The following is an 18,149-nucleotide window of genomic DNA, read 5'->3' as shown; positions in this document are numbered from 1 at the left end:
GTGAGCTCGGGGGGAAGCGATGCCACATGAAGGGGAGGGATGCCAGGCGACCGGCGGCGACGCGCACGCGATGCGTGACGCCGCCGCGGACGGCATGCCGACAAAGGCAGCGCGATTGTAGACGCGATGCGTCGCGGTCGCGCGTGCGGCGGCAAGTCGGTCGATCCCATAGCCACCACCGTGACGGGCGGCACTCTCGAGTGGGGGTGTCGATGCGCACTTCGCGCGCAATGGACGCAGCGGGCACGGCTGCATGACCGGGTGCGTTTGCCCGCAGTGGAGCGCGAGCGTGGGAGCGGGCGGTTTCAGTGGTGCCGGCACGACACGGCGCACCGCGGGATGCTGCGATTGCGGATGTGAACAGGGGGACACGCGCTGTCGGAAAGTTCCAGGCCGCGTGCGGACCAGCCTGGGAGTCCGGCGGGCACTACTGTCAACTTCGGGAAGTGCGCGGTAGGAGTGCCTTCAGCCGCGACGGGCGTTACCGGGAACGCTCCGTGGGGGGATGACGCAACGTACATCGGTTCGAGCGTGGCGAGAGCGGATCATTGGCGCTGCCCTCGTGTCGCCGTGCTTACCAGCCGAACGGCGGCGGGCCGTAGGCGCCGGGATAGTAGCCGCGGCCGAACACCGGGCCGTCGCCGCGGCCGACGCTGATGCTGATGCCCATTTGCCGCGGCTTGCCGTCATCGGTGTAGGAGGTCTTGCACAGGTTCAGATTGGCGGCTTGGTAGTTGCTGTTGCCGCCATGCGTTGAATAGCCGATGCCGGTGGCGACGCTGCCGTGCACGTCGCCGTTGCAGCGGTCGGCCTGCGCCTGCAGGGCCTCGGCGCGCGCCTGCGCTGCCGCCGCCTTCTGCGCCGAGGCCGAGGTGCCGCTGGTATCGCCGTAGTACGTGCCCGGCGGATCGGCCTTGGTGCCGGGATCGGCGTAGGTGATCGGTTGTTGCGGCACGCTCAGGTCGAGCTTGCGCTTGGCCGCCTCGCTGTCGCTGGTGGCATCGGCGGTCTGGGCCAGGGCCGGGCCGGCAAGCAGGGCGCAGGCGAGGAGAAGGAGGCTGCGGTTCATCGGGCATCCGCCAGAAGAGAGGGGCCCGGCGGAGCCTGTCAGACGCTCCGCCGTGACGCTGACGCTATCAATACCACGTTGAACCCGGCCTGTCGGCGCCGCGGGCCGCGCCGCGACGTGCCGATGCTGCAGGCGCCGGTGCCGCGCTTCAGTCCTGCCCGTGCACCACGTCGAGCAATTGCTGGCCGTAGCGGGCCAGCTTGCTGCCGCCGATGCCGCCGACCCGCGCCAGTTCGTCCAGGCTGCTCGGGCGCTGCTCGGCGATGTTGCGCAGGGTGCTGTCGTGGAAGATCACGAAGGCCGGCACGTTCTGTTCCTTGGCCAGGCCGGCGCGGAGGTCGCGCAGCGCGTTGAACAGGGGCAGGTCCTGCGCCTGCACCGGCACGCCGGTGCGCGGGCTGCCGCTGCGGTCGCCGCGTTCGCGGCCGCGGCTGGGCAGTTCGCGGCGCATCATGATCTTGCGTTCGCCCTTGAGCACCTGGCGGCTGGCGTCGGTGAGGCGCAGGCCGCCGTAGGCGTCGCTGTCCACTTCCAGCAGGCCGGTGGCGACCAGTTGCCGGAACACGCCGCGCCAGGCGCGCGCGTCCAGGTCCTTGCCGATGCCGTAGGTGCTGAGCTGGTCGTGGCCGAACTGCTTGATCTTCTCGCCCTCGTTGCCGCGCAGGATGTCGATCAGGTGGCCGACGCCGAAGCGCTGGCCGCTGCGGTACACGCAGCTCAGTGCTTTTTGCACCGCGACCGTGGCGTCCCAGGCGTCGGCCGGCTGCAGGCAGTTGTCGCAGTTGCCGCAGGGCTGCGGATAGGTCTCGCCGAAGCCGGCCAGCAGCACCTGGCGGCGGCATTGCATCGATTCGCAGTAGCCCAGCAACTGGTCGAGCTTGCGCCGTTCCACGCGCTTGCGTTCTTCGCCGGCCTCGCCCTGCTCGATCATCTGCTTGAGCAGCACCACGTCGCCCAGGCCGTAGCACAGCCAGGCCTCGGCGGCCTCGCCGTCGCGCCCGGCGCGGCCGGTCTCCTGGTAGTAGCCCTCCAGCGACTTGGGCAGGTCGGTGTGGGCGACGAAGCGCACGTCGGGCTTGTCGATGCCCATGCCGAAGGCGATGGTGGCGCACATCACGATGCCGTCCTCGCGCAGGAAGCGGCGCTGGTTGTCGGCGCGCACCTCGGCCGGCAAGCCGGCATGGTAGGGCAGGGCGTTCAGGCCCTCGCGGGCGAGGAAGTCGGCGGTCTCCTCGACCTTGCGCCGCGACATGCAGTAGACGATGCCGGCGCTGCCGCGGTGCGCGCGCAGGAAGTCCAGCAGCTGGCGCCGCGCATTGTCCTTCTGCACCACCGTGTAGCGGATGTTGGGGCGGTCGAAGGAGCTGACGAAATGGCGCGCCTGGGCCAGGTCCAGGCGCTCGGCGATCTCGCGCTGGGTCGGCGGGTCGGCGGTGGCGGTGAGGGCGATGCGCGGGGTCTGCGGCCAGCGCTCGTGCAGCACGGTGAGCTGGCGGTATTCGGGGCGGAAGTCGTGGCCCCATTGCGACACGCAGTGCGCCTCGTCGATGGCGAACAGGGCGATGCGGCTGCGCTCGATCAGCGACAGGAAGCGCGGGGTCAGCAGCCGTTCGGGAGCGACGTACAGCAGGTCCAGTTCGCCGGCCAGCAGGTCGCGCTCGACCCGCTGCGCGGTCTCGCCGTCCAGGGTGGAATTGAGGTATTCGGCACGCACGCCGAGCTGGCGCAGCGCCTCGACCTGGTCCTGCATCAGCGCGATCAGCGGCGAGATGACGATGCCGGTGCCGTCGCGCAGCAGCGAGGGAATCTGGTAGCACAGCGACTTGCCGCCGCCGGTGGGCATCAGCACCAGCGCGTCGTGGCCGGCGGCGACGTGTTCGACGATGTCCTGTTGCAGGCCGCGGAACTGGTCGTAGCCGAAGACGCGGCTGAGCAAGGCGTGGGCGGGGGAAGACATCTGTGTAGGATACCGCGCCGCGCAAGGGCGGTTGGCTTCCTGGTGTGCGCAAGCGCGTGTCAGGCGAACGCGCGCTGGTCTGTAGGTGGCGACTGTCTTGCGGTCGCGGCAGACGAAGCCTGCCGGGGCCGAGATGGAAAGGCGTCGGGACTGAAGTCCCTCCCACAGTGCACCCAGCCAACGTCTCGCTCCGCGCGAAGGCGCGCGCGGGCGGCGCGCCCTGCCTGCCAGGCAGGCAGGGCGGAATCCCTTACTGCAGCAGCGAGCGCAGCATCCAGGCGTACTTCTCGTGGGTCTGCAGGCGCTGGGTCAGCAGGTCCACCGACGGGTCGTCGCCGGCGTCGTCGGCGGTCTTGAGCACCTTGCGCGCGGTGCGGCACACCGCTTCGTTGCCGACCACCAGCTGGCGCACCATTTCGCGCCAGTCGGCGCTGTCGCTGAGGCCTTCCTCTTCCGGGATCGAGGTCAGCGCGGCGTATTCCTTGTAGGAGCCCGGGGCGTTGAAGCCCAGGGCGCGGATGCGCTCGGCGACGTCGTCCAGCGCCGCCCACTGCTCGGTGTACTGGGTCTCGAACATCAGGTGCAGCGAGTTGAACATCGACCCGGTCACGTTCCAGTGGAAGTTGTGGGTCTTCAGGTACAGGGTGAAGGCGTCGGCCATGTAGTGCGACAGGCCGTCGGCGATCTTCTTGCGATCGCCGCCGCCGATCCCGATATCGATGTTGGGCGCTGACGGCGCCAGGCCGGCCAGCGGCTGGCCGGCGACGGCCTTGCTGGCGGCGTTCTTGGTCTTGCCGGGGGTCTTGTTCTTGGCCATGGGAGTTCCTCTTTGGGGGTTACAGACGAGATGGCGTCACAATAGACAGACTAAAGCATGTGCTGTGATTCAACGTTCAATGGCATCCGATTGATGAACGCTATCGAAAAACCTTCCGTGCCGGCACGCCTGCGCGAACGCCGCGCCGCGATCGACGGCGCGCTGACCCGCGACCGTGGCCGCCTGCTGGGCCTATGGTCGCGCTGGCAGGCCGCGCCCGGCAATGCTGCGTTGGAGACGGCGTTCGAGCAGGCGCTGCAGGCGTCGCAGGCGCGTTGCGCCGCGCGCGCGGCGCAGCAGCCGGCGATCACCCTGGATCCGCAGCTGCCGATCGCGCGCGAGGCCGAGCGCATCGTCGCGCTGATCCGCGAGCACCAGGTGGTGGTGATCGCCGGCGAGACCGGTTCGGGCAAGACCACGCAGTTGCCGAAGCTTTGCCTGGCCGCCGGGCGCGGCGCCGCCGGCATGATCGGCTGCACCCAGCCGCGGCGCATCGCCGCGCGCGCGGTGGCCAGCCGCGTGGCCGAGGAGCTGCGCACGCCGGTGGGCGAGACGGTGGGCTTCCAGGTGCGCTTCAACGACCGCGTCGGCGAGCAGACCCGGATCAAGTTCATGACCGACGGCATCCTGCTGGCCGAGATCGCCAGCGACCGCTGGCTGTCCAGCTACGACACGATCATCGTCGACGAGGCGCACGAGCGCAGCCTCAACATCGATTTCCTGCTCGGTTACCTGAAGCAGCTGCTGCGCAAGCGACCGGACCTGAAGGTCATCGTGACCTCGGCGACGATCGACACCGCGCGCTTCGCCGCGCATTTCGACGATGCGCCGGTGATCAGCGTGGAGGGCCGCACCTATCCGGTGGAGGTGCGCTACAGGCCGCTGGAGGAGGCGGGCGGCGAGGAGGCCGACGCCGAGAGTGGCGACAACGCCGGCGACCGCACGGTCAACCAGGCGATCGTGGCGGCGATCGACGAAATCACCCGGCTGGATCCGCGCGGCGACGTGCTGGTGTTCCTGCCCGGCGAACGCGAGATCCGTGATGCGCACCATGCGCTGGAACGGCGCAAGTACCGCGAGACCGAGGTGCTGCCGCTGTACGCGCGGCTCTCCAACGCCGACCAGGACCGGGTGTTCAACCCTGGTCAGCGGCGGCGCCTGGTGCTCGCCACCAACGTCGCCGAAACCTCGCTGACGGTGCCGCGCATCCGCTACGTGGTCGATCCCGGCTATGCCCGGGTCAAGCGCTACAGCCCGCGGCAGAAGCTCGACCGCCTGCACATCGAGCCGATCTCGCAGGCCAGTGCCAACCAGCGCAAGGGCCGCTGCGGCCGCATCGCCGAGGGCATCTGCTACCGGCTGTACGCCGAGGCGGATTTTACGGCGCGCCCGGAGTTCACCGATCCGGAGATCCGCCGCTCCAGCCTGGCCGGGGTGATCCTGCGCATGTTGCAGCTGGGGCTGGGACGGATCGAGGATTTCCCGTTTCTGGAGCCGCCGGACGAGCGTGCGGTGGCCGATGGCTGGCAGCAGTTGGTGGAGCTGGGGGCGGTCGGCGAGCCGGACCGCCACGGCCTGCGCAAGCTCACCGAGATCGGCCGCAAGATGGCGCGGCTGCCGGTGGACGTGAAACTGGCGCGGATGCTGGTGGCGGCGCAGCAGCACGGCTGCCTGCGGCCGATGCTGGTGATCGCGGCGTTCCTGGGCATCCAGGATCCGCGCGAGCGCCCGCCGGAGGCGCGCGAGGCCGCCGACAACGCGCATGCCAAGTTCGCCGATGCGCGCTCGGAATTCGTCGGCATCCTGCGCCTGTGGGACGGCTACCGGCAGGCGCACGAGGACCTGACCCAGTCCAAGCTGCGCGACTGGTGCGGCCGGCATTTCCTCGGCTTCCTGCGCATGCGCGAGTGGCGCGAACTGCACCGCCAGCTGCATCTGCTGTGCGCGGAACTGGGCTGGACCGAGGAGCCAGCGGAGGCCTCCCTGCGGCCGCTGCTGGCCGGCGCTTCCGCGCCCGCGCCGGCGCGCGATGCCGAGACCGCGGCGCGTGCGACCCGCGGGCAGTTGCACCGCGCCGCGCGCCTGGCCCGCGAAGGCCGCGGCACCGGTACGCCGGCCACGCCCGCACCTGCGGCTCCGCCCCCGCCACCGGCGCCCGCCGAGGCAGGGGAGGCGCCGCGCGCCAGCGAACGCGAGCGTGCCGCCGCCTACCAGGCGCTGCACCGCGCCTTGCTGGCCGGGCTGCCGACCCAGGTCGGCCACCGCACCGAGAAGGGCGATTTCCTGGCGCCGCGGCAGCGCCGCTTCCTGTTGTTCCCCGGCTCGACGCTGTCGCGCAAGCCGCCGCCGTGGGTGCTGCCGGCGACGCTGCTGGACACCCAGAAGGTGTGGGGCCTGACCAATGCGGCGATCGAGCCGGATTGGGTGATCGCCGAATTGCCGCACCTCCTGGCGCGCAAGCATTTCGATCCGCACTGGTCGCGCGCGCAGGGGCAGGTGCTGGCCTCCGAGCAGATCAGCCTGTTCGGGCTGGTGCTGGCGCCGAAGAAGCCGGTGCACTACGGCCGCATCGATCCGCCCGGCGCGCACGAGCTGTTTGTGCGCCAGGGCCTGGTGCCGGGCGAGATCAACACCCGCGCCAGCTTCGTCGCCGACAACCAGAAGGTGCTGGCGCAGGCGCACGAGGAGGAGGCCAAGCTGCGTCGCGCCGGCATCGTCGCCGACGAGGACTGGCAGGCGCGCTGGTATCTGGACCGGATTCCCGGCGAGATCCATTCCGCCTCCGGCCTGGACGCCTGGTGGAAGGCGCTGGCGCCGGAGCAGCGGCGCGCGCTGCACTGGTCGCTGGCCGACCTGTTGCCGGGCGAGGGCAGCGCCGCCGAGCGCTATCCCACGTACTTCCCGCTGGGCGATGCGCGGCTGCCGCTGCACTACCGGTTCGAACCGGGCGCGGCCGACGACGGCGTGACCCTGGAGGTGCCGGTGCACCTGCTCAACGCGCTGGACCCGGCGCGGCTGTCGTGGCTGGCGCCTGGCTTCGTCACCGACAAGGCGGCGGCGCTGATCCGCAGCCTGCCCAAGGCGCTGCGCCGCAACTACGTGCCGGCGCCGGACTTCGCGCTTGCGTTCTACGAGGCGTTCCCGCAGCCCAGCGCCGACGACATCCGTGGCGAGCTGGCGCGGTTCCTGCAGCGCGCCACCGGCGTGCCGCTGAGTGCGCTGGAGTTCGACGAGAGCACGCTGGAGCCGCATCTGCGCATGAACCTGCGCCTGCGCGACGAGGCGGGCAAGGTGCTGGCCGAATCGCGCGACCTGGACGCGCTGCGCGCGCGCTTCGGCGAACGTGCCGGGCAGGCCTTCGCCGCGCGCGCCGGCCGCGCCATGGCCGCGACCGGGCTGCGCGAGTTCCCGGCCACGCCGATTCCGCTGCAGGTGCCGGGCGAAGCCGGCGTGCCGGCGTATCCGGCACTGGTGGACGAGGGCGACAGCGCCGCCCTGCGCATCTTCGCCGACCGTGCGCAGGCCGAGGCGGCGCATCCGCGCGGCGTGCGTCGGCTGCTGGAGATCGCCCTGGCCGACAAGGTCAAGCAGGCGCGCAAGCAGTTGCCGGTCTCGCCCAAGACCGGGCTGTTGTACGCGGCGATCGAATCGCAGGAACGCCTGCGCGGCGACCTGGTGGAAGCGGCGTTGAATGCGCTGCTGGAACAGGGGCTGGAGGCGATCCGCGATGCGGACGGTTTCGCTCAGCGCCGCGACGCCGCCGCCAAGCAGCTGTTCGGCGAGGCGATGGAGCGGCTGAAACTGGCCGAGGCGATCATGGGCGCGGCCGCGGAACTGAAGCCGCAACTGGAATCGCCGCTGATGGGCTGGGCCAGCGGCAACCTCGACGACCTGCGCGCGCAACTGGCAGCCTTGCTGCATCCGGGCTTCCTGCGCGAGACCCCGGCCACGGCGCTGGCGCAGTTCCCGCGCTATTTGCGCGCGATGATCCTGCGCGCCGAGCGCGCCAAACGCGATCCGGCGCGCGACCAGGCGCGGATGCTGGAACTGAAGCCGTTCGTCGACGCACTGGCCGACGCGGCTGCGGCCGGACGTGGCGACACGCCGGAGTGGCAAGCGCTGCGCTGGGACCTGGAAGAACTGCGGGTGTCGCTGTTCGCCCAGGAACTGGGCGCCCGCGCCGGCATCTCGGCCAAGAAGCTGGCGCAGCGAGTGGCTCTGCTGCGGTGATTGGGGAGTGGGGATTCGGTGTGAGATTCCACCGCTGTCCCGTACCACCCGCGTGACCAGCATTCTTGTGGGAGGGACTTCAGTCCCGACGCGTTCAGCGGCAGGCGTCGGGGCTGAAGCCCCTCCCACAACGGGGATGCGCCGCTTGGACGGTCAAGCGATCTGCTCTGCAACGGCGCGTGGTGTTGGTGCCACGCGCCAACGCAGTCGCGTCTTGTTGTGTGGCAGGAGCGGCTTCAGCCGCGCCCATCGTGGCGCCATGCGTCGGGGCTGAAGCCCCTCCCACAGCAGCCGCTCCTGCGACATGCGATCACGGCCCTCAACGTTTCAGCCCGCAGCAATCCAACGAATCCCGAATCCCCACTCCCCAATTCCTGCCGCTCAATCATCCACCCGCTCGCCCATCAGCTCGCGCTGGCGCTTGTCCAGTTCCTCGGCGTAGCGCTTGCGCACGAAGCTTTCGCTGAGCACGCCCAGGACCTTGCCCTGGTCGTCGACCACCGCCAGCTCGTCGCTCTGGGTCAGGTCGAACTGGCGCATGGCGGTGACCACGTCGGTGTCGGCGGGCAGGGCCACGTCGCGGTTGCCGGCGTAGTCGACGATGGCTGCGTCGGCGTTGACGCCATCGGCGTAGGCGGCGGCCAGGGTGACCAGACCGGCGTAGTGACCGTTCTCGTCTTCCAGCACCACGCGGGTGCCCGAGCCTAGCGGGAAGCGGCGGCGGAACTCGGCCACGCTGGTGGTGGCGGCCAGCGGATGCACGTCCTTCTGCATCATCCGCCCGGCGCTGAGGTGCTTGACCCAGCCGACGTCGCGCGCGCTCTTGATGGTCTCGCCGCGCAGGTGCAGGCGCCAGGTGGAGAACGAGTAGCCGAAGATCTGGCGGACGATGGTGTTGGCGACCAGCACCGCCACCATCACCGCGCTGGCCAGCACGAAATCGTGGGTGCCTTCCAGTACCAGCATCGCCATCGTCATCGGCGCGCCGATCACCGCGGCGGCCATCGCCGCCATGCCGGCCAGCGACGCGGCGGTGCCGTCGACCAAGGCCATGCCGCTGCCGAGATTCAGCACGCCGGCGAACAGCCCGCCGACCAGCGAACCCATGAACAGCGAGGCGAAGAACAGGCCGCCGCGGAAGCCGAAGCCCAGCGAGATCGCCGAGCCCAGGCACTTGAGCAGCAGCAGGATGCCCAGCCAGCGCAGCGAGGTCGGGCTGGTCAGGTCCAGGTGCAGCGCGCCGTGTCCGGAGGACAGCACCTGCGGGGTGATCAACGCCAGCGGGATCAGCAGCAGGCCGCCGGCGACCGGGCGTGCCCAGCGCGGCAGCGGGCTGCGGTTGATCGCCTGTTCGATCGCGCCGATCAGGCGCATCACCGCCACCGCCAGCAGCGCGCAGAGCACGCCGAGCAGCGCGTACAGCACGTAGTCGCGCGCCTCCAGCGCCGAGGCCGCCGAGGCCGGCAGCAGGTACGGCTGCACCCCGGCCAGCTGCGACACGAACACCGCGCCCAGCGAGGCCACCGCCACCGGTGCCAGCGCCGATGGCGAGTAGGCGCCGATCACGATCTCGAACGCATAGAACGCGCCGGCCAGCGGCGCGCCGAAGGCCGCGGCGATGGCCGCGCCGGCGCCGGCGCCGACCAGGGTGCGGATGTCGGCGCGGCGCAGGCGCAGCACGCGGCCCAGGTGCGAGCCGCTGCCGGCGCCCATCTGCGTGTACGCCGCCTCCAGGCCGACCGAGGCACCGACGCCGTTGGAGAACAGGGTCTGCACGGAGACGATCAGGTTGTCGCGCATCGACATGCGCCCGCCGTACAGCGCGTTGGCTTCGACGGCGTCGACCAGTTGTCGCTTGCGCGCGCGTGCGGCCATGCCCAGCAGGCCGACCAGCAGCCCGCCCAGCGGCAGTACCAGCAACTGGTGCACGCTCAGTTCGGACATGGCGCTGAGCCGCTCGTCGGCCTCCAGGCCGTACAGCAGAGCCTGCGCGCCGTGTGCCAGGCTGCTCTGCAACAGGGTCAGCAGGCCGGCGATCACGCCGACCAGCAGGGCCAGGGCGATGAACCAGACATCGCTTGCGCGCAGGCGCCGGCGCAGCGCGTCGGCGAGGCTGTGCGAGGCGTCGGCCAGTCCCGGCCGCGGACGCAGGTTCACGGCGCGCGATCCTATTTGATGCGACGGACCTTGGCGCGGGTGTTGTAGTTGTCGATCTGCATGTACCACACGCCCATGATGCCGGGGGTGATCTTCACCTTGGGCGCGGTGCGGTGCACGCTGGGCAGGCTCGCCGCCTCGGTCTGCTCCCATTCCTGACCGTTGGCCAGCACGTACTTGCGGCCTTTGGCGAAGCCGGAGAACTCGCCCACCAGGGTGCTCTCGATCGGCTCGGCGCTGCCGAAGTCGAAGAAGCCGCGGTTCTTGGTGATCACCTCGCGGCGGCCCTCTTCCTTGGCCTTCTCCAGCGCCACCGCGGTTTCCTTGGCGACCTTGCCCTGCAGCCAGTCGTTCAGCGCAGCCAGCTCCTGCGGCGAAAGCTTGTCCAGCCCGGCCGCCTTGAACTCCTGCGGCGACATCTGCGTCTGCAGATCGCCGGAGACGGTGCGCTGGGCGAGCGCCGGGGCGGCGGACACGGCGAGCGCCGCGCACAGGACCAGGGGAGCGAGACGCGCAAGGGACATGGCGAGGATCCGGGCAGTGGGATGCGCCGTAGTGTAGTCGCAAGCGGTGACTGCGCACGGGATACCGGGCGCGCCGGGACCGCGTCGGCGCCCGGTTCAGTCCTCGGCGGCGGCGGGCACGTCCGACCTGCGCGGCGGTCGCCGGTACACGAAGTCCGGCGCCGGCGCGGCGGCTTCGCGCTGCGCCAGCGCCTGCAGCGCCGCGTGCGCCGGGGCGCGTTCGCACACCGGGTCCAGGGTTGCGGCATCGCCGCTCAGCGCCAGCGCCTGGCAGCGGCAGCCGCCCCAGTCGACCTCGCGTTTCGGGCAGCCCTGGCACACCTCGGGCATCCAGGCGCTGCCGCGGAAGCGCACGAAGGCCTCGCCGTCTTCCCAGATCGCCGCCAGCGGGCGCGCGCGCAGGTTCTCGAAGCGCATGTCCGGCAGGGTTTCGGCGGCGTGGCAGGGCAGCACGTCGCCGCGCGGGGAGATGTTGACGAAGCGCTGGCCCCAGCCGCCCATGCAGGCCTTGGGCCGGTGCGCGTAGTAGTCGGGGGTGACGAAGTCGATGTGCAGGCGGTCCTGCAGGCGCAGCCGCGCGGCCTCCACCGCGGCCACGGTCGCGTCGATCTGCGCGCGGCTGGGCATCAGCGCAGCGCGATTGCGCAGGCCCCAGCCGTAGTATTGGGTGTGCGCCACTTCCAGGCGTTCGGCGCCGAGTTCCAGCGCCAGCTCGATCATTGCCGGGACACGTTCGGCGTTGTGGCGGTGGATCACCGCGTTGATCGTCAGCGGCAGGTCGAGCGCGCGCACCGCCGCGGCGAAGGCGCGCTTCTTGGTCAGGCTGTCGCGGTAGCCGGCGATGCGGTCGGCGCCGGCGGCGTCGGCGTCCTGGACGCTCAGTTGCACGTGTTCCAACCCGGCCGCGGCAAGGTCCGCCAGCATCGGCGCGCCACCGGCCACGCCGGAGGTGATCAGGTTGCTGTACAGGCCCAGTGCGCGTGCATGCGCGACCAGCTCGGGCAGGTCCTTGCGCAGCATCGGCTCGCCGCCGGAGAAATGCGCCTGCAGTACGCCCATCGCCGCCGCCTGGTCCAGCGCCGAGCGCCAGCCGGCCGTATCCAGTTCCTCGCGCAGGCCGGCCAGTTCGATCGGGTTGGAGCAATACGGGCAGGCCAGCGGGCAGCGGTGGGTCAGCTCCAGCAGGATCGACAGCGGCGGCGGCACCGGCGTGTTCATGCGCGCAGCAGCCGCTTGGCGTGCAACTGCTGCGCCAGCTCGCGCACGTCGCGTTCGACCTCGGCCGGGTCGGCCTCGAATTCTGCGGCCAGTTCCGCGGCGATCGTCGCCAGGCTGCGGACGCCGTCGCAGCGCGAGACGATGGCGTGGGCGATGGCGTCCAGTTCGATCACCCGCTCCGGTGCCAGCAGCACCCATTGGTCGCGCGCACGGTCGTGCTGCAGGCGCACGCCGGCGGCGAGCCGCGGTTGGCTGCTGGCGTCCAGCGTGCTCATGCCGCGGCCTGCGCGGCGTCCGGCACGAACGCGTCCGGCCAGGCCACGCCCGGCTGCACGTAGGCGAAGTGCAGCGCATCCAGTTGCGACCACAGCACGCCGCACTTGAAGCGCAGCGCGTCCTGCACCAACTGCTGCTTCTCCACGGTGTCGGCATGGCGCTTGACGTAGTCCAGGGCGAAGTCCGAATCGCGCGGCGCCTCGTGCAGGCGATGCTCGAAATACGCCAGCGCCTCGCGCGAGACGAAGTCGTAGTGCTGCAGCATGCCGGCCACGCGGTGGCCGATGATGCCCGGGGCGAACAGTTCGGTCAGCGACGAGGCGATGGCTTCCAGCAGGCTCTTCTCGCGCACGAAGTGCAGGTAGGCCTGCACCGCGAAGCGGGTGCCGGGCAGCAGGCCGCGGCCGGACTGCACCAGGTCGCGGTCCAGTCCCAGCGCGTCGGTCAGGTGCAGCCAACGGGCGATGCCGCCTTCGCCATCGGCGCTGCCGTCGTGGTCGACGATGCGCTGGCGCCAGATCCGGCGCAGTGCCGGGTCGTCCATCCGCGCCAGGATCGCCGCGTCCTTGAGCGGGATGCAGCGTTGGTACTCGTAGCGGTTCAGCGCCCAGGCCTGGACCTGGCCGCGGTTCAGGCGCCCGCTGTGCAGCAGGGCGTGGAAGGGGTGCTGGTCGTGGTACAGCCGCGCGCCGATCGCGCGCAGCGCGGCTTCCAGTTGATCGGGGCTGAGCAATGCGCTCACGGGCTTGGTCTCGCAGGTGATGCGGGAAGGCGGGTCACAGCGCGATCTCCATGCCGTCGTGGGCCACGTCCCAGCCGTGCGCGGTGACGGTGGCGCGCTCGGCGGAGCCGGCGTCGAGGATCGGGTTGGTGGTGTTGATGTGGATGAAGACCTTGCGGGCCACACCCAGGTCGGCGAAGGCACGCAGGGTGCCGGCTTCGCCGTCGATGCTCATGTGGCCCATGCGCTGGCCGGTCTTGGCGCTGATGCCCAGTTGCACCAGCTCGTCGTCGCGCCACAGGGTGCCGTCGAAGAACACCAGTTCGGCACCGCGCAGGCGCTCGCGCAGGGCGTCGGTCAGCGCCGCGCAGCCGGGGATGTAATGCAGGCGGTGCGTGCCGTCGTCGATGGTCAGGCCCAGCGTCTCCTCGGCCGAGCCGGCCAGGTCGCCGCTGTGGCGGGATTCCATGAACAGCGGCACCTTGCCCGGCACCGCGAATGGTGTGACCTGCAGGCCGAGCAGCGATAGCGGTGTGTCCAGGGCGAACGGATGGCGGTGCACGTAAGCTGGGTGCAGCGCGTCGAACACCGGGTTCTGCGCCAGCAGGTCGAGCACGCGGCTACTCGCGTACAGGTCGAAGCGCTGGCTCTCGCGCATCGACAGCAGCCCGGCGATATGGTCGATCTCGCCGCTGGTCAGCAGCACCGCCTCGATCGGCGAATGGCGCTGGTCGCGCTGCGGCCATAGTGCGGGGGTGGCCAGCACCTGCTGGCGAAAATCGGGCGAGGCGTTGATCAGCAGCCAGCGCTGGCCATCGACGCTGACCGCGATGCTGGCCTGGGTACGGCGTTGGGCACCCGGGTGTTGCTGCCACGCGCGCTGGCTTGCAGGCGTGTGGCAATTCCACTGCGGATGCCCTCCGCCTGCCGCCGATCCCAAAACGATGAGGTGCATCCGGTCTCCGTTGATGGCGCCTGGCCGGTCGCGCTTCGGTCGCGGGAAGGGGGGAGTGCGCGGGTCAGAGCTCGCCGGAGGCGTAGCAGTTGATTTCCGCGCCGACGCAGATCTCGCGGATCACAGGCTTGTTCCACTTTTTCATGTACGTTCCTCTTCGAGTCGGGCTAGGGGACGACGGCAGCGACGCATGCATGTGCATGACAGCAGCGTGGCACCGTCGCGTTCGAGCATAGGCGCGGGGATTGGGGCGGTTGTGAAATTCCGGTAAAACCGCTGCAAGTCGCAACCGGATCACAGTGACGCGGCGGTGCGTATCCGCGGGGCGCCCCCGGCGCGCGGCCGGCGCAATTGTGAGAACGCGCTCAAGCGCGTTAGTGTAGGCGGCACCGTTTCGTCGACTGCGTCCGTCCTTGAACCACACCGTCCACTCCGGCCTGGAGGCGTTGCTGCAGCGCCCGTCGGCCGCGACCCTGGCGCCCGCCCTGCGCGCGGCGCTGCTGCAGGCCTGGCAGGCACAGGCCGAGCCGCTGCCGCGGCTGCCGTGGCCGGTGCTGGCCGACACCCTGGACGCGCTGGCGCTGCTGTCCGCCGACGAGGCCTCGCTGCTGGCGGCGTTGCTGTTCGACCTGCCGGCCTTGCGCGCACAGTTGCCGCAGCTGCCGGTGGCGCCACCGGCGCGGGCGCAGGCGGTGGCCGGCCTGCTGGAGGCGCAGGACGCCGCCGACCCGGTGTGGGCGCTGCATGCCGGGCGCGAGGCCGGGCGCAACAGCGAAGGCCTGCGCCGGCTGCTGCTGTCGATCGTGCAGGACCTGCGGGTGGTGCCGATCCTGCTGGCGCGGCAACTGGCGCAGATGCGCGTGGCCGACAAGGCGCCGGAGGCGCAACGCCGCGCGCTGGCGCAGCTGACCCGCGACATCCACGCGCCGCTGGCCAACCGCCTGGGCATCTGGCAACTGAAATGGGAGCTGGAGGACCTGGCGTTCCGGCACCTGGAGCCGGACACCTACCGGCGCATCGCCCGCGAGGTCGACGAGAGCCGGGTGGCGCGCGAGCGCTACATCGAGGCGGTCAAGAAGATCCTGTCCAAGGCGCTGGCCGAGCAGGGCCTGCGCGCGGAGATCAGCGGGCGGCCCAAGCACATCTACAGCATCTGGCGGAAGATGCAGAAGAAGCGCCTGGCCTTCGACCAGCTGTACGACCTGCGCGCGGTGCGGGTGATGGTCGACGACGTCGCCGCCTGCTATGCGGCGCTCGGCGTGGTGCACGCGCTGTGGGCGCCGGTGCCCAGCGAGTTCGACGACTACATCGCCCGGCCCAAGGCCAACGACTACCGCTCGCTGCACACCGCCGTGGTCGGCCCGGAAGGGCGCACGATCGAGGTGCAGATCCGTACCCACGACATGCACGCGCAGGCCGAGCTGGGCGTGGCTGCGCACTGGAAGTACAAGGAAGGCGGCAAGGGCGCGGAGAAGGCCTTCGACCGCAAGATCACCTGGATGCGCCAGCTGCTGGAACAGTCGCAGGACAGCGAGCAGGGCGGCCTGGCCGGGGCGCTGGACGCCGAACTGGTCGAGGACCGGGTCTATGCCTTGACCCCGATGGGCGAGGTGATCGACCTGCCGCAGGGCGCCACGCCGCTGGATTTCGCCTACCACGTGCACACCATGGTCGGGCACCGCTGTCGCGGCGCCAAGGTCAACAACCGCATCGTGCCGCTGACCCACAAGCTGCGCAGCGGCGACCGCGTGGAGATCCTCACCGGCAAGGAGGCCGAGCCGCGCCGCGACTGGCTGCTGCCGGCCAATGGCTACCTGGCCAGCGGGCGTTCGCGCGACAAGGTGCGCGCCTGGTTCCACAAGCTGGACCGCGCGCGCAACGTGCAGGCCGGCAAGGAACTGCTGGAGCGTGAGCTCAAGCGCCTGGGGCTGCAGCACGCCGACCTGTTGCCGGCGGCGAAGAAGTTCCATGCCGACGGCGTGGAGGAACTGTACATCCAGGTGGCGCTGGGCGACGTCGGCCCGAGCCAGGTCGGGCGCGCGCTGCACGAGGCCGAGCGCGCCGCGGCGCAGCCGGCCGCGCCGTCCATGCCACGGCCGACTGCCCGCCGCACCGGCCTGGGCAAGTCCAAGTTCACCGTGCAGGGCGTCGGCAATCTGCTGGTGCAACTGGCGCGCTGCTGCCAGCCGGTGGCCGGCGAGCCGATCGCCGGCTACCTGACCCGCACCCGCGGCGTCACCGTGCACCGCAGCGACTGCGCCGCGTTCGCGCGGCTGGCCGCCAGCCATCCGCAGCGGGTGCTGCCGGTGGAGTGGGGCCAGGCCGGCGGCGGTTACGAGGTCGACGTGCTGGTGCGCGCGGTGGACCGGCGCTGGTTACTCAAGGACATCACCAACCTGATCGCCCAGGAAGAGGCGCACGTGCTGGAGATCAACAGCGAGAACGTGCGCGACAGCGGCCTGGCGCAACTGCGGCTGCGGCTGAAGGTCGGCGATTACGGGCAGCTGTCCACCTTGCTCGGCAAGCTCGACGCGCTGCCGGGCGTGCACGAGGCGCGGCGGCTGGGCTGAGGGGCGGCGGCATGCCGGCCGGGAGGCCTGCCAGCGGATGGGCCACCTACCGTGCGCGCGGTCGGCGCGACGCACAGCTGTTCGTCATCGGGGCAACGCTAAGCTTGTGCGGTGAGCATGCCGCCGGATCAGGTCAGGGACGAACCCACGCGCAGGCAGCGGCCGGTGCCGCTGTGGCGCGATCTGCGTGTCTGGCGCTGGGCACTGGCGGTGCTGCTGGTGCTGGGAATGACCGTGGTGGTGTTTCGCCGCCCGCTGGCCGACCTGATCTGGCCGGAGACGCGCATCCAGCAATTGCTCGATCAGGGCCACGCGGCGCTGCGTGCGGGCCGGCTCAGCGCCGCCGACGGCAGCGGCGCGCGCGAGCGCTTCGAGGCCGCGCTGGCGCTGGACAGCGACCGCATGCAGGCACGCGTCGGCCTGGCCGCGACCGGGCGCGCAGCGCTGGGGCAGGCGCGCGCGGCGCTGGCCGCCGGCCGCTTTCCGCAGGCGCGCGAGGCGCTGGCGCTGGCGCGCGCGCTGCAGGTGCCGCGCGCCGATGCCGATCGCATCGAGGCGGCCTTGCGCGCGCGCGAGGCCGCGCACGCCGGCATCGATCAACTGCTGCAACGGGCGGCGCAGGCGCGCCGCGATGGGCATCTGGACGACGGCCCGGACGCGGCCTTGCCGCTGTACCAGCGTGTCCTGGAGTACGCGCCGGAACGCACCGCGGCGCTGGAAGGCCGCGAGGATGCATTGTCGGAACTGCTGCAGCACGCACGCGGCGATCTGGCGCGCGGCGACCTGGCCGCTGCCGCGGCGCTGGTGGAGCGCGCGCGTGGCTATGACCCCGGCCATGTCGACCTGCCCGAGACCCAGGCGGAACTGAACCGGGCGCTGGAACGCCTGCAGCGCGAGGCCGAGCAGGCCCTGCGCCGGCAGCGCCTGGATGCGGCGGCACACGCGTTTGCACAGTGGCACGCGGCGGTGCCGGACGCAGCCGGCGCCAGCGACGGCCTGGAGCGGGTGGCGGCAGCCTATGCGCTGCAGGCGAGCCGTGCCGCCGCCGATTTCCGTTTCGGCGAGGCCGAGCGCGCCTTGCGCAAGGGCCAGGCCCTGGCACCGGACAGTCGTGCGCTGGCCGATGCCAGGCAGGCGCTGCAGCGCGCCCGGCAGAGCCAGGCCACGCCGCCCTCGCGGATGTCACCGGCCGAGCGCGAGCGCCGCCTGCAGCGCCTGCTGGCCGATCTGCAGGCTGCCGAGGCGCGCGGTGCCTGGCTGACCCCGCCCGGCGCCAGCGCCTACGACACCTTGCTGGCGGCGCAGACCCTGGCGCCGCGCGATGCGCGGGTGCGCGCGGCCGAGCAGCGCGTGCTGGCGGCGCTGCGACGCTGTTTCGACGATGCCATGCGCGGCAATCGGGTGCTGGCGGCGAGCGCCTGCTACGACGCCTGGCGCGCGCTGGCGCCGGGCGGCAATGGCCTGGCCACCGCACGGCGACGCCTGGCGCAGCGCTGGCTGGCGGTCGGCGACGAGCGCCTGAGTGGCGGCGATGCCGCCTTCGCGCGGCAGGCGTTGCAGCGCGCCCGCGCGATCGATCCGGCGACCCCGGAGCTGGCCGCCTTCGAGCGCCGTTTGCGTAGCCTCAGTCCGGGGCGTTAGTGGGCGCAGTGAAG

12 protein-coding genes are annotated in these 18,149 nt (G+C 71.2%); 3 read left to right on the top strand and 9 right to left on the bottom strand.

Features of this window, described 5'->3' with window-relative positions:
- Positions 1 to 574: 574 nt before the first annotated feature.
- From CEK65_RS03390 to CEK65_RS03380, 3 genes are all read right to left on the bottom strand, one after another.
- Positions 575 to 1,069, bottom strand: coding sequence for a hypothetical protein (locus CEK65_RS03390; RefSeq protein ID WP_017908753.1), 495 nt, complete (start codon positions 1,067 to 1,069; stop codon positions 575 to 577).
- Positions 1,070 to 1,217: 148 nt separating this feature from the next.
- Positions 1,218 to 3,026, bottom strand: coding sequence for a DNA helicase RecQ (recQ, locus tag CEK65_RS03385; RefSeq protein WP_152180778.1), 1,809 nt, complete (start codon positions 3,024 to 3,026; stop codon positions 1,218 to 1,220).
- Between the two features lie 250 nt (positions 3,027 to 3,276).
- Complete coding sequence (locus tag CEK65_RS03380; RefSeq protein WP_010344296.1) at positions 3,277 to 3,843, bottom strand: Dps family protein; 567 nt, start codon at positions 3,841 to 3,843, stop codon at positions 3,277 to 3,279.
- A gap of 93 nt (positions 3,844 to 3,936) precedes the next feature.
- Between CEK65_RS03380 and hrpA the strand changes: the two genes are divergently transcribed.
- Positions 3,937 to 8,073, top strand: coding sequence for an ATP-dependent RNA helicase HrpA (hrpA, locus tag CEK65_RS03375; protein WP_152180777.1), 4,137 nt, complete (start codon positions 3,937 to 3,939; stop codon positions 8,071 to 8,073).
- Between the two features lie 381 nt (positions 8,074 to 8,454).
- On the opposite strand, the gene CEK65_RS03370 is transcribed toward hrpA, so the two are convergent.
- From CEK65_RS03370 to pqqB, 6 genes are all read right to left on the bottom strand, one after another.
- Positions 8,455 to 10,230: a chloride channel protein gene (locus tag CEK65_RS03370; protein WP_150409796.1), complete on the bottom strand. Its 1,776-nt coding sequence runs from the start codon at positions 10,228 to 10,230 to the stop codon at positions 8,455 to 8,457.
- An 11-nt stretch (positions 10,231 to 10,241) separates the two neighbouring features.
- Complete coding sequence (locus tag CEK65_RS03365) at positions 10,242 to 10,754, bottom strand: hypothetical protein (RefSeq protein WP_017912272.1); 513 nt, start codon at positions 10,752 to 10,754, stop codon at positions 10,242 to 10,244.
- Between the two features lie 96 nt (positions 10,755 to 10,850).
- On the bottom strand, positions 10,851 to 11,972 hold the full coding sequence (pqqE, locus tag CEK65_RS03360) for a pyrroloquinoline quinone biosynthesis protein PqqE (RefSeq protein WP_152180776.1): 1,122 nt from the start codon (positions 11,970 to 11,972) through the stop codon (positions 10,851 to 10,853).
- Complete coding sequence (gene pqqD, locus CEK65_RS03355; protein ID WP_148829440.1) at positions 11,969 to 12,247, bottom strand: pyrroloquinoline quinone biosynthesis peptide chaperone PqqD; 279 nt, start codon at positions 12,245 to 12,247, stop codon at positions 11,969 to 11,971. Before pqqD ends, pqqE begins: the two co-directional genes overlap by 4 nt.
- Complete coding sequence (pqqC, locus tag CEK65_RS03350; protein WP_152180775.1) at positions 12,244 to 12,990, bottom strand: pyrroloquinoline-quinone synthase PqqC; 747 nt, start codon at positions 12,988 to 12,990, stop codon at positions 12,244 to 12,246. The genes pqqD and pqqC overlap by 4 nt, the downstream gene beginning before the upstream one ends.
- Positions 12,991 to 13,024: 34 nt before the next feature.
- The gene (gene pqqB / locus CEK65_RS03345; protein WP_152180774.1) at positions 13,025 to 13,924 is read right to left on the bottom strand and encodes a pyrroloquinoline quinone biosynthesis protein PqqB; all 900 of its coding nucleotides are present in this window, start codon (positions 13,922 to 13,924) and stop codon (positions 13,025 to 13,027) included.
- Positions 13,925 to 14,337: 413 nt separating this feature from the next.
- On the opposite strand from pqqB, the gene CEK65_RS03335 reads away from it, so the two are divergent.
- Positions 14,338 to 16,494, top strand: a complete 2,157-nt coding sequence (locus CEK65_RS03335) for a bifunctional (p)ppGpp synthetase/guanosine-3',5'-bis(diphosphate) 3'-pyrophosphohydrolase (protein ID WP_193314678.1) — start codon at positions 14,338 to 14,340, stop codon at positions 16,492 to 16,494.
- Between the two features lie 228 nt (positions 16,495 to 16,722).
- A complete protein-coding gene (locus CEK65_RS03330) occupies positions 16,723 to 18,135 on the top strand; it encodes a hypothetical protein (protein WP_152180794.1) in 1,413 nt (470 codons plus the stop codon).
- Positions 18,136 to 18,149 lie beyond the last annotated feature (14 nt).

The organism is Xanthomonas sp. LMG 12459 (assembly GCF_009192905.1).
Taxonomy (GTDB): domain Bacteria; phylum Pseudomonadota; class Gammaproteobacteria; order Xanthomonadales; family Xanthomonadaceae; genus Xanthomonas_A; species Xanthomonas_A sontii.
The sequence above is the reverse complement of the archived record's forward strand: the minus strand, read 5'-3'. Positions and strand labels throughout refer to the sequence as shown.